This is a genomic window from Chitinophaga sp. (assembly GCF_035538455.1).
Taxonomy (GTDB): domain Bacteria; phylum Bacteroidota; class Bacteroidia; order Chitinophagales; family Chitinophagaceae; genus Chitinophaga.
This window is the reverse complement of the sequence record NZ_DATLKJ010000275.1, coordinates 1-12,012: the sequence shown is the minus strand read 5'-3', so window position 1 is coordinate 12,012 and position 12,012 is coordinate 1. Positions and strand designations below refer to the sequence as shown.

Annotated in this window: 12 protein-coding genes; 8 read left to right on the top strand and 4 right to left on the bottom strand. The window is 48.1% G+C overall.

Annotated features, from left to right (window positions below; translation table 11 throughout):
* The coding region (locus VM802_RS31610; protein ID WP_325538450.1) for an efflux RND transporter permease subunit at positions 1-1,100 on the top strand (1,100 nt) is incomplete at its 5' end.
* 187 nt (positions 1,101-1,287) lie between these two features.
* Here VM802_RS31610 and VM802_RS31605 read toward each other — a convergent pair.
* Positions 1,288-2,397 carry an AI-2E family transporter gene (locus VM802_RS31605; protein ID WP_325538449.1) on the bottom strand — a complete coding sequence of 370 codons (1,110 nt, stop codon included), beginning with the start codon at positions 2,395-2,397 and terminating at the stop codon, positions 1,288-1,290.
* 127 nt (positions 2,398-2,524) lie between these two features.
* On the opposite strand from VM802_RS31605, the gene VM802_RS31600 reads away from it, so the two are divergent.
* Entirely contained in the window at positions 2,525-3,607 is a 1,083-nt protein-coding gene (locus tag VM802_RS31600) for a family 20 glycosylhydrolase (RefSeq protein WP_325538447.1), read from the top strand.
* Here VM802_RS31600 and VM802_RS31595 read toward each other — a convergent pair.
* On the bottom strand, positions 3,601-4,524 hold the full coding sequence (locus VM802_RS31595) for a helix-turn-helix transcriptional regulator (RefSeq protein WP_325538445.1): 924 nt from the start codon (positions 4,522-4,524) through the stop codon (positions 3,601-3,603). The genes VM802_RS31600 and VM802_RS31595 overlap by 7 nt on opposite strands.
* 425 nt (positions 4,525-4,949) lie before the next feature.
* Between VM802_RS31595 and VM802_RS31590 the strand changes: the two genes are divergently transcribed.
* From VM802_RS31590 to porG, 3 genes are all read left to right on the top strand, one after another.
* The gene (locus tag VM802_RS31590) at positions 4,950-5,204 is read left to right on the top strand and encodes a hypothetical protein (protein WP_325538443.1); all 255 of its coding nucleotides are present in this window, start codon (positions 4,950-4,952) and stop codon (positions 5,202-5,204) included.
* A gap of 52 nt (positions 5,205-5,256) precedes the next feature.
* Positions 5,257-5,604: a DsrE family protein gene (locus tag VM802_RS31585; protein ID WP_325538441.1), complete on the top strand. Its 348-nt coding sequence runs from the start codon at positions 5,257-5,259 to the stop codon at positions 5,602-5,604.
* A gap of 186 nt (positions 5,605-5,790) precedes the next feature.
* Positions 5,791-6,657 carry a type IX secretion system protein PorG gene (gene porG / locus VM802_RS31580; protein WP_325538439.1) on the top strand — a complete coding sequence of 289 codons (867 nt, stop codon included), beginning with the start codon at positions 5,791-5,793 and terminating at the stop codon, positions 6,655-6,657.
* Positions 6,658-6,813: 156 nt separating this feature from the next.
* On the opposite strand, the gene VM802_RS31575 is transcribed toward porG, so the two are convergent.
* On the bottom strand, positions 6,814-7,233 hold the full coding sequence (locus VM802_RS31575; protein ID WP_325538437.1) for a hypothetical protein: 420 nt from the start codon (positions 7,231-7,233) through the stop codon (positions 6,814-6,816).
* A 101-nt stretch (positions 7,234-7,334) separates the two neighbouring features.
* Here VM802_RS31575 and VM802_RS31570 point away from each other — a divergent pair, with 101 nt between their 5' ends.
* The 3 genes from VM802_RS31570 to VM802_RS31560 all read left to right on the top strand — a co-directional run bounded on the left by VM802_RS31570 (position 7,335) and on the right by VM802_RS31560 (position 10,140).
* Positions 7,335-7,655 (top strand): hypothetical protein, encoded by a 321-nt coding sequence (locus tag VM802_RS31570; RefSeq protein ID WP_325538435.1) that lies wholly within the window; start codon positions 7,335-7,337, stop codon positions 7,653-7,655.
* Positions 7,656-7,760: 105 nt separating this feature from the next.
* Positions 7,761-9,677: a menaquinone biosynthesis decarboxylase gene (locus VM802_RS31565; RefSeq protein WP_325538433.1), complete on the top strand. Its 1,917-nt coding sequence runs from the start codon at positions 7,761-7,763 to the stop codon at positions 9,675-9,677.
* Complete coding sequence (locus tag VM802_RS31560; protein ID WP_325538431.1) at positions 9,649-10,140, top strand: DUF6265 family protein; 492 nt, start codon at positions 9,649-9,651, stop codon at positions 10,138-10,140. The genes VM802_RS31565 and VM802_RS31560 overlap by 29 nt, the downstream gene beginning before the upstream one ends.
* 98 nt (positions 10,141-10,238) lie before the next feature.
* Here VM802_RS31560 and VM802_RS31555 read toward each other — a convergent pair whose 3' ends face one another.
* Positions 10,239-11,825: a peptide chain release factor 3 gene (locus tag VM802_RS31555; protein ID WP_325538429.1), complete on the bottom strand. Its 1,587-nt coding sequence runs from the start codon at positions 11,823-11,825 to the stop codon at positions 10,239-10,241.
* Positions 11,826-12,012 lie beyond the last annotated feature (187 nt).

Here is a 12,012-nt window from a genome sequence, read left to right as displayed (position 1 = left end):
TAGTGAAGTTGTTCGGAGACGATTTCCGTGAAGTGGAACGCAACGAAGAACAGATAGAGAAGATATTGAAAAGTGTACACGGCATCGAAGACCTCGGCATTCTGCGCAACATCGGACAACCGGAATTGCGCATCAACCTGGATCAGCAGAAGATGGCACTCTACGGTGTCACCACTGAAGATGCCAACTCCGTTATTGAAATGGCCATAGGAGGGAAGGCCGCTACCCGCATTTACGAAGGAGAAAAGAGCTTTGATCTGCGCATCCGTTATCCGGAGAATTTCCGCGAGAACGAAATTGCCATCGGCAACCTGAGCATTCCTACCCTGCGCGGTAACAAGATCCCGTTAAAAGAAGTGGCGGAGATCGGCCATATCGTGGGGCCCAGCATGATCTACAGGGATAAACACATGCGCTATGGCGCTATTAAGTTCTCTGTGCGCGGCCGCGATCTCGGTAGCACCATCGCAGAAGCGCAACGGAAAGTAAATGAAAAGATCACATTGCCTAAAGGCTACTTCCTGGAATGGGCGGGTGATTTCGAGAATCAGCAACGCGCTACCAAACGATTGATGCAGGTGGTGCCTATCAGTCTGCTGCTGATTTTCCTGATCCTGTTTATGCTGTTTGGCAAAATAAAAGATGCACTGCTGGTACTGAACAACGTACCATTTGCGATCATCGGCGGTATCTTCTCCCTGTGGCTGACCGGCGTTAACTTCAGTATATCCGCAGGTATCGGCTTTATCGCCTTGTTTGGTATCTGTGTGCAGAATGGTGTGATATTATTGTCGAAGTTCAAGATCAATATCCGTACTATGCACCGTGATACAGACTTCAGCCTGGCGCGGGCTATTAAGGAGGGCGTGGAATCCCGTATCCGCCCCGTGATCATGACCGCCATGATGGCCGCCATTGGGCTGTTACCTGCCGCCATGAGTACAGGCATCGGCTCAGAAACCGCACGGCCGCTTGCCCGCGTAGTGATCGGCGGACTGATGACAGATACCGTCTTCAACCTGTTTATTTTCCCGATCGTTTTTTATTGGGTGTACAGGCGTATGCTTCGCAGAGATCTGGGTGATCCGGCATTGACGTGATAGTGTCTGAACGGTGATTTATATGATTATTGTGATGCTAATGATGAGAGTAGATACAATGAAAAAGCCCGTCCTGCAATAATTTCAGCAGGACGGGCTTTTTCATTGTATCTACTAAATTATAATTCTTTACAATCTTCGCTCATCATTAGCATCACAATAATCACATAAATCACAGTTCAGACATCTACTTGCTTGAGCCTTCGCCTTCCGGAGGAGTGGGCTTAATCAATGGTTTCTTCCTGTGTTTACTCTCTTCATCCCCCAGCAATATTGCCCAGGGATTCATATACTCCACGTTCTCACAGATAATCTTGATAATAGCAATCACCGGGATTGCCAGGAACATCCCGGGAATACCCCATAACATATTACCCATCACCACCGCAATAATAGTGACAAGCGCATTGATCTTCACCTTTGAACCTACAATCCGGGGGAGCAGTACGTTGCTGTCGAGCAGGTGTACCAGGAACAGTGCAATACCTACCTGCAAGGCTGCTATGGGCGTTCCCGTAGTCAGCGTCACGAGCATACTGATAATAAGCGCCGTGAAAATACCGATGTAGGGAATGATATTGAAGATAGCCGCCATCACGCCAAGCAGGATCGCGTACTTGATGCCAAGGATAAGAAATACAACCGTATTAAGAATGGCCACCACCACCATTTCTATCATCAGGCCGCCAACATAGCTTTTGATGATATAACGGGTACGCTCTATTACAATCTGAAGTTTCTCACGGTGCCTGTCATTGAAGAGATGCACCAGGAATGATACAAGCCGGCTGCGGTAGAAAAGGATAAAGAAGGTATACAGTAACACAAATACGATGAATATCATGAGCGAGGAAAGCGACAGAAATGTCTGGCTGATAAAGCTGGTTGCAGTGCCCAGTGTGCCCAGGGCCGCTTTCTCCAGGTACGTGATCTGTGTGCTGGAATTGATATGGAATTTGGTGTTCACCCATTCCTGTAACTCATCGATAGTGGTGGTAAGCTTTCGTTGCAGGTCCGGGAAATCGGAAATAAAGGACTGCATCTGTTTTCCCATCAGCAGCATGATCAGCAGAATAACGATCACAAACAGCAGCACGGCGATAAATGAGGCCAGCCCCCGCGGAAAGCGTATCTTCTCTAACGCGTGTACAACCGGCAGCAGCATAATGGCAATCAGCAACGCAAACAACAGCGGGATAATGATTTCACTTGCCATGTGGCCGATGTAGATCAGGAGGATAATGGATAGTAGTGTAAAAGTTAAACGGGCATTGAACGGGAGTTTGAACTCATTCATGGATTTGCTGGTTTTTATCAAATTTATTCAAAATCAACTTTCCCTGCATTAAAATTATCATCTGTCATGATGGATTGCAGAAGCAGGAAGCATTTATTATTTTGTTGAATGCTTTAAAACAACCCTTATGAAAAAATGTTTTTCCCTCCTGGTCTTTTTGTGCTGTATCTCCGTTTTTGTGGAAGCCCTGCCAAAGGATACATTGCCGGTACGCGGCTTTTGTATCGCCGCTCCCAGGCCGCACGACCTGCCCGCATTCCTGAAATTCATCCGGGAAGAGCTGGCGCCGCGGCAGATCAATACACTGGTGTTGCGGGTGGATTTCAACTATCAGTATACCTCGCACAAAGAGCTGCGTGATCCGGATGCACTCTCACGCAAGCAGGTTAAAGAACTGGTACAGGCCTGCCGGCAGTATAAGATGAAGATCATTCCGCAGATCAACCTGCTGGGACATCAGTCATGGGCCGGCGCCACCACCAACCTGCTGCGCGTATATCCCGACTTCGATGAAACGCCCTGGGTAAAGATGCCCGCCAAATACGAATGGCCCAATGCCGACGGCCTTTACTGCAAGAGCTACTGCCCGCAGCATCCCGGAGTACATAAAATAGTATTCGAACTGGTGGATGAGATCTGTGAGGCCTTTGAAACAGATGCCTTCCACGCCGGTATGGATGAAGTATTCTATCTCGGGGAAGACAAATGCCCCCGTTGCGGCGGTAAAGACAAAGCCGGGCTGTTTGCCGGCGAAGTGTGGACTATCCGCAATCATCTTTCCGAAAAAGGCCGCATGCTCTGGATCTGGGGCGACCGCCTGCTGGATGGCAAAACCACCGGACTGGGTATGTGGGAAGCCAGTATGAACAACACGCACCGTGCGGTGGACATGGTGCCGAAAGATATCATGGTCTGCGACTGGCACTACGAAAACCCCGATAAAACCCCTGTCTACTTTGCCATGAAAGGATTACAGGTAATCACCTGCCCATGGAACAGGCCCGCCGTGGCAACACAACAACTACAGGATATGTATGGCTTCCGGCAGTCTGCCAATAAAGAGCTGAAACCCCGCTACCAGGGCATGATGCAGACTATATGGTCCGACGCGGGCCGTTTCCTGGATGAGTTTTATGGCCGCAGCAAACCGCAGAAAGACAGCGTCAACACCAGCGCCAATTGTTTCAGGGCCGTATTCAGCAATCAGTGACGTCGCAGCAGCGGTATATAAATCTCACAGTTGTTAGTATTGTGCAGGGAGATGAAAAAATGATTGCCGCTCATTTTAAAGATCCCTTCCTTGCAGTTGCGGTTGATGAAATTGTACATCGGGATGCCCGCCGTGGCAAAGTCTATCGGAACAGGCAATCTCAGATATGAACCACCCGGTATCCTTTTCCGCAGCAGGTGCTTATAGTTGATGTCCATCAGCTGATGCGCCCTGGTCAACACCTGAGGGATACTGATACCGGCAAATATGGATATTTTCTCATAGTCTGTAACCGGCACGGAATCCAGCGTGCCGGTTATTATTTTGGCCTGCGACATATTATACATGCTCAATATCCTGCTGAAAGCGGTATAATACTGATTCATTTTGGCAATCATCTCCCCGATAGGGTTCTGTCCCCTGGAAAGGAAGGAATAGTACAGGATGCTGTCCGGCAGCGTTACCCGCTCTCCGCGGTCATACTGGAAGTAGGCGCTGAACAAATCCTGGCCCATCGTGGTGGTGATGGTCTCAATGATGTTAATGGTTCTCTTCTCATTGGGCAGCTCAGATATTCGGCGGAAATTTTTAGGGTTCTCCTTGAACTGTTGTTTGAACGCCTTGCTGAACGCCGCTGTAGTCGCGTATCCGCATAGCTCGCCGATTTCATGGATGTTGTAACCGCTGTGGCGCAGCAGACCGGCGGCTGTTTCCAGCCGGTGCCTTTTTACATAGTGCCAGAAGGGTTCACCCATGTAGGCCGTGAAATTGTGATAGAAGTAAGAATAGGAAATACCCAGGCGTTCGGATACGTCCTTTATGCTGAAATGATCGCTGATATGATCATCAGCAAATGACAATCCCCGCAGTGCTACTTGTTCCAGCTGCTGTCGGGTGCTTATGGTGGACTTAGACATAGAATGGTTAGGATAGTATTGGGTCAAAAATCTTAATGGTTATTCCGTGCTTGCCGCTGACGGTGATGCCAACAATTTAAAATTTTTTATCCTCATCGGAGCGAATATTTTTAGCGCATGTTTTATATTGATTACCAATTATGTATAAGAAGATCGCAGGTGTGAATTTTTTAATATATTGATATGGAGGAAGATATGGTGGAAATTATTAAAGAAAAGTGGTAAAAAAAGCCAGAATGGACAAATGAATGTCGATCTGATTTGATAATTTAGGATGTCGAGCTTTTCCCCATAATACCATTAACCATTTGCAGCATTTTAACGTCCTATTGGCCCTGGTATGGGGTTGCAATGGAAGCAGCCCCATAACAGGAGCCGGAGAGGCTTATGAAAAACCACCGACCATCATCAGACATCTATTGCTTATGTTATTGCTTATATCAATATCACTGCTCCTCATTTTAACTGCCGGGGTGTACTTCGTCTGGAAAGTGTTATTACGTCATCACCGGGATTTACAATCGGCACAGGTGAGCCTGCTGCAACAGGAACTGAAAAACGCCAGCCTCACCCACCAGTTGCGTGAAGCCCGGGAGAGATATAAAGAGTTGGAAGATGAATACTATGATATGCAGTATGAAATGGCTAAGGAAGTGAAAGACCCGCCGGCAGGCTTATAGCAGAAAATACTTTCCCTTGTCTGCTTGCTGGTAATTGAGTAGGTTTGTTCCCATGCAAGTTATTTTTCAGATCACATCATCAGATCGCAGAATGCAGCAATCCATGCTCGGACAGTTGAACAATCTCTTACAATATTTTCACCAGAAAGAAGTCCGTATATCCGTAGAGGTAGCCGTACACGGCGAAGCATTCAATTTATTATTACAACAGGATAACCCGCTGGCAGGAAAGGTAGAAGACCTGCACAACAGATCAGTGCAGTGGCTGATCTGTGAGAATACCCTCAGAAGCAACGACCTGCAACACACAAACCTGCTGCCTTTCACCAGCACTGTTCCGGCAGCAATCGGCCACCTGGTGGAAAGACAACTGCAAGGATGGGCGTACATCAGGTGTTGAAGTTGACGGCTGTTACCAAAAAGCCTTTTTAAATTGGTTTATTAGTTTATTTTTACATCTCAGATGGTTTTTCTAGCGGACAACTATGTAAACTGTTTTAATGATGTAGTGAATACCAAATAAAACGGCAGGATGCAACGTTTAAGAATACAAATCATCAGGACTAACCTCTAAAAACCAAAAACTTTGAAACTCACAAAATCTACCGGAATACTGCTGTTATTCATGGCGGTACCTTTCTTTAGTTTTGCGCAGGACTGGCACGTGGGTGCATTCGTCGGTATTAGTAATTACAGTGGAGACCTCGTTAAGCAGAAAGTGGATATGAGATATTCCCGGCCTTCACTGGGCTTGCTGGTAAGAAAAGACATCAACCGTTATCTTACTATCAGAGCAGCCTTTACATGGGGGATCGCTACCGGTGCAGACAGCACCAGCAAACAAGCGGACCTGGTAGCACGCAACCTGAGTTTCAAGACAAATATTTTTGAAGGCAGCCTCATTGCAGAACTGAATTTCCTCGATATAGAAGAGAAAGGATTTACCCCCTACGTTTTTGCCGGTGTGGCCGGATTCGGATTCGATCCTACCGCTAAAGACCAGTCTGGCAACAAGGTACGTCTGCGCCCACTGGGCACCGAAGGGCAGGGGCTACCGCAGTATCCTGACCGTCAGCCATATGATCTTTTCTCCTTCTCCTTTCCATTTGGCGCCGGTGTAAAAGCCATCCTCAATGATAAGTGGACCCTGGGCTTCGAAATCGGCCTGCGTCCTACACTGACAGACTACCTGGATGACGTAAGCCGCACCTACGTAGACCAGAACACATTACTGGCTTACCGCGGCCAGAAGTCGGTAGACATGGCCTACCGCGGAGACGAAGTGACAGCTAAAGGAACTACCCCGGGTACTTATCCGCCCGATGGAACAACGAGGGGTTCCGCAAAATATAAAGACTGGTACTCATTTTCAGGGGTAACCATCACGTACCGCCTGGGCGGCGGCAACGGATGGGGAAAACAGAAAGCCATGAGATGCCCGGTGTTCAGATAAGAACGCTTTGGCATATTCTTTGAATATATAGGCCGACTTTAAGCCCCCAACAAAGTCCATTTATAAATTGTATCCCTCCGCAAACGCGGAGGGATTTTTTATTGGCATAGAGTTTGAATTTATTTGTTTAAACAGGTAATTAGGGTAGCCGCCAGCTTAGGGTTGCCAGATTTCAGAAATCGCGGAGAGGGTAAAGAAACAATTGCTGTCAAAACTGGGTTGGTGTGCAACTGCCTGTTTATCTTCTACAATAAAGTCAGTACTATATGAAGAATCTTCTGTTTTTCGTGATAGTGATGTTGATGATGGGTACTGCCTCCATATACGCGCAGCACAGGCCGCCGGCTCCGCCGCTGCCTCCGCATCCTCCGGTTCCAAGGCATCTGCCGCATCCGCCTTTGCCTCCGTTACCACCACGGCCGCCGAGGCCTCCTTTTCCGCCGCATGTGCACAGGCCGCCACATCCACCGGTACCACACTATCGACATAAAAAATATTACAGGAAACGTCATCATAAACGGCCACCTCATCACAGATACAGTTATGCCACCTGGCCGGGTGCTTCATATGCCACATCCGGTAATGTGCTTACACTGTACTATTTGTAATAAACCAGACTGAACTAAACCACAACTTTTAATTCTGCCAACCAATCTTGAACTAAAAACCACACAGACATGAAAAAAGTATTGCTGTTGATGTTGCTCATGGGAGGCGCTGTACTTTCTACCTCCGCTCAGTGGGGCCACGACCGCGGCCGTCACAGAGGCTGGTATCGTGATGATGACAGACGCTACGACCGGTATGAACGTTCTTACTACCGCGACAGGGATTGTCGCAGGGGATGGGATGACGATTATTATCGCCCAAGGAGAAGAGTAGTGTACATGCGACCCGCTTACTACCCCGTAGTACCGGTTCCTGTACCGCCACCGCCCGTTATTTATCCGGCAAGGCCCCGGGTGGCTTTCCATGCGGGTGTTACTATTGTGAACTGATAACCTGAAATATAAATACCAATGCCTCCCTGATATTCGGGGAGGCATTTTTTATTGCGCCGTGGGATGTTTACTTTTGTTAATTGGTTTAACAGATTAATCAACATGGCATATAAAAATCTCAGGCACTTTATAGAGCAGCTGGAACAGGCAGGCGAACTGGTTCGCATTAAAACCTATGCAGACCCTAAACTGGAAATTGCGGAAATAACAGACAGGATAAGCAAATCACCTAATGGCGGAAAGGCGCTGCTGTTTGAGAATACAGGCTACGATTTCCCGGTACTGATCAACTCCATGGGCAGCTACCGCCGGATGTGTATGGCGCTGGGCGTGCAGGAGCTGGATGATATTGCCGGCGAAATTGAACAGCTTTTCAAGCTCCTTTCCAAACCTAAAGAAAGTATCCTGGATAAATTATCAATGCTGCCCAAACTCGGGCAGTTTGCTTCCTGGATGCCGAAAGTGGTAGGCGGGAAAGGTAGCTGCCAGGAAGTAGTAATGCAGCATCCTGACCTGTCGAAGCTCCCGGTAATGACCTGCTGGCCTAAAGACGGAGGGCCTTTTATCACCCTTCCCGTTATACACACCAAAGACCCGCTTACTGGTACCCGCAACGTGGGTATGTACCGCATGCAGGTATTCGAAAAAGACATGACCGGTATGCACTGGCATAAACACAAAGTGTCCGCCAGGCATTTCATGGAATATAAAAAGCTGAATAAACGTATGCCTGTTGCCGTTGTCCTTGGCGGCGATCCGGTATACACCTATTCCGCCACAGCGCCATTGCCGGAAAATGTAGATGAATACATGCTGGCAGGCTTTCTCCGGAAGAAGAAAGTAGAGCTGGTAAAATGTATCACCCAACCTGAAATTGAAGTTCCCGCAGATGCCGATTTTGTAATAGAAGGATATGTTGATCCAGCTGAAGACCTCATCTGGGAAGGCCCTTTCGGGGACCATACCGGGTACTACTCACTGGCAGACTGGTATCCGAAATTTCATGTCACAGCCATCACGCACCGCAAAGACGCCGTATATCCGTCAACTATAGTAGGCATCCCTCCGCAGGAAGACGCCTGGATCGGGAAAGCTACAGAACGTATTTTCCTGGCGCCCATCAAAATGACGCTGGTGCCTGAAATCATCAATATGGAAATGCCTGTGGAAGGCGTTTTCCATAACCTGGTGATCGCGCAGATCAAAAAGGATTACGCCGGCCAGGCGCAAAAAGTGATGAATGCCATGTGGGGCGCCGGACAAATGATGTTTAATAAGATACTGGTAGTTGCCGACGAAGGCGAAGGTATTACCGATTACAAAAAACTCGCGCAATACGTATTCCGTAACCTGAACCCGGCTACAGATATTTATCTCAGCCAGGGGCCAATGGATGTACTGGATCACTCTTGCTCCAAGATGGGCTTCGGCGGTAAAATGTGCATAGACGGTACCCGTAAGTATGAAGAAGAAACCGACGGCAGCTATCTGCAACTTCCGGCCCCCAAAGCAGTGGATGCAGCCGTTGTGATGCGGCAGTTCCCCGAGATAAAGGGTATCAACAGCAGCCTGCTGGCGATGGACATTCCCTGCCTGCTCGTCAGCGTAGAGAAGAGCCGGCCAATGCATATCCGTGAACTCAATGAACAATTATATATGCTGCCGGAACTGGCAGGTATAAAAATGGTACTCTATGTAGAACATACTGTAGATGTAACCGACCTGGCTTCAGCCCTCTGGCGCTTCTGTAATAACCTGGACCCCAAGCGTGACAGCTTCGTGGTACAGCGGCCTTCCGGCGGTAAGCTGACCTGCGCCATCGGATTGGACGGTACGCTGAAAACCCGGCTGCTGGACAATTTCGAACGCGACTGGCCCAATATCATCGTCGCTGATGATACTACCATCAAAAAGGTGGATGAAAAATGGGACGCACTCGGCTTAGGACCTTTCATTGCCTCCCCCTCCCTTAAATACAAACAACAGATTTATGGCGAAGAAGCTGTGGTACAGCAGTAGTATACTGCTGCCGGCCTTACTGGTCATTGCCGGACATGCCGCCGCGCAAGCCAGCGTATCCGATTTCCCTTTGCTGAACAAACTGTCCGGCACCTGGGAAATGAAAACGCGCCGGGGCGCTGTAGTAGAAACCTGGGAACGTATCAACGATTCCACACTGCATGCGCGCACCTGGCGCGTAACGGGCGGCGATAGCTCCCTGCAGCAAACAATAACGCTCGTAAGAAGCGGCAATGAGATGTTCTTCATCCCGTCTTATACCGGCAAACAAACGCTGGCGCCTATACGATTAAAACTGCGCGTACTGAAACAGATCGGCTTCGTGGCTGAAGACCTTAATAATGATTTTCCGCAGAAGATCATTTACCGCTTCAAGGATGACCGTCACCTCGAAGCCCGCGTGGTGGGTAAGCGGGATGGAACTACTGAAGAATATATCTTCCGCTATGACTTAGCCGATTGATAATACTATAAACTAAAACAGCCCATACATCTTTATAATGTATGGGCTGTTTTAGTTTATAGTATTAATTCAGTTGTGATATATCAATATGCTGAAAATCAATTCTTATGAATCTCTGATGTGAAGTTGAATTGTATATCCGGATTGTTGGTTCTTTCCGTATTCAGGTACCATTCTGACTGTGCGAGATACACCAGGTGCCCGTCCTTATCTTCCACTATATTGGAAGATTTGAAGCGGATGAAATCTTCGATCTTATCCTTAGGGCCGGTAATCCAGCAGGCCTTATAGAAAGGCAGTGTATTGAACTGGCAGGCAGCGCCGTATTCCTGAAGGAGGCGGTATTGTATTACCTCGAACTGGAGGTCGCCCACGCAACCTATGATCTTGCGGTTTCCGCCATGTTGGGTGAAAAGCTGTGCCACCCCTTCGTCTGTCAGCTGACGGATACCTTTTTCCAGCTGTTTGGTTTTAAGCGGATCTTTATTCACCAATTCCTTGAACAGTTCCGGAGAGAAGCTGGGGATGCCGGTGAAGTAAAAGTTCTCACCTTCCGTGAGGGTATCACCGATCTTGAAGTTACCGGTATCGAAGAGACCTACTACGTCTCCGGGGAAGGCGTCATCCACAATACTCTTTTCGCGGGCAAGGAAGCTGTAAGGGTTACTGAACCTAACGTCCTTGTCTAAACGAACATGGTGATAGAATTTGTTTCTTTCGAACTTGCCGGAGCATACGCGGAGGAAGGCAATACGGTCGCGGTGACGCGGGTCCAGGTTGGCGTGTATCTTAAAGATAAAACCGCTGAACTTATCTTCCTGTACATCAATCTCGCGGGAGCTGCTTTCACGGTTGCGCGGTGTAGGCGCAATTTCCACGAAGGTGTCCAGCAGGTCCTTCACTCCAAAGTTGTTAACCGCACTGCCAAAAAATACAGGAGCCAGTTCGCCTTTGAGGTATTCCTCGTTGTTGAATGCATCATAAACGCCTTCTATCAGTTCCACATCATTACGGAGTTGCGCGGCATCAGCAACATTGAAGTGTTCATCTACGTAGCTGCTGCTGAGATCTTCCAGTGGCACCACGTCTTCATCTGTAGCTTTTTTATTGGGCTGGAAAGATACAAGGCTCTTGTCGTACAGATTGTATACGCCTCTGAAATCCTTCCCCATATTGATAGGCCAGCTGAGTGGTCTTACACGGATGTTCAGTTTCTCTTCCAGTTCATCCAGCAGGTCAAACGGGTTCTTGCCATCACGGTCCATCTTATTCACGAAGATGATCACGGGCGTGTCACGCATGCGGCACACTTCCATGAGTCGCTCTGTCTGTTCTTCCACCCCCTTCACACAGTCGATCACCAGTACAACGCTGTCCACTGCAGTGAGGGTACGGTACGTATCTTCTGCGAAGTCCTTGTGACCCGGCGTATCGAGCAGGTTCACTAGTATGTCGCGGTATTCAAAGGTCATTACTGAAGTGGCTACGGAGATACCTCTCTGCCTTTCAATTTCCATGAAGTCGGAAGTAGTATGCTTCTTTATTTTATTCGATTTCACGGCGCCGGCAGTCTGGATTGCGCCGCCGAACAGAAGAAACTTCTCTGTCAGCGTGGTTTTACCGGCATCCGGGTGAGCGATGATGGCAAAAGATTTTCTTTTATTGGTCTCGTTAACGTACTTCATGATATGTCAGAAAAATGGCAGCAAAGGTAACTAAATTTTTTATCCGGCTGTATTTCGTGTTTATTGGCAGGGGAAGGTGAACATAAATCCTTTAAATTTGGAATATGATAGCTACATTAAAAATCTTATGGACCAGCCTGAAAATGGCGTTGGGGGAGCTCCGGGTAAATAAACTCCGGACTTTTCT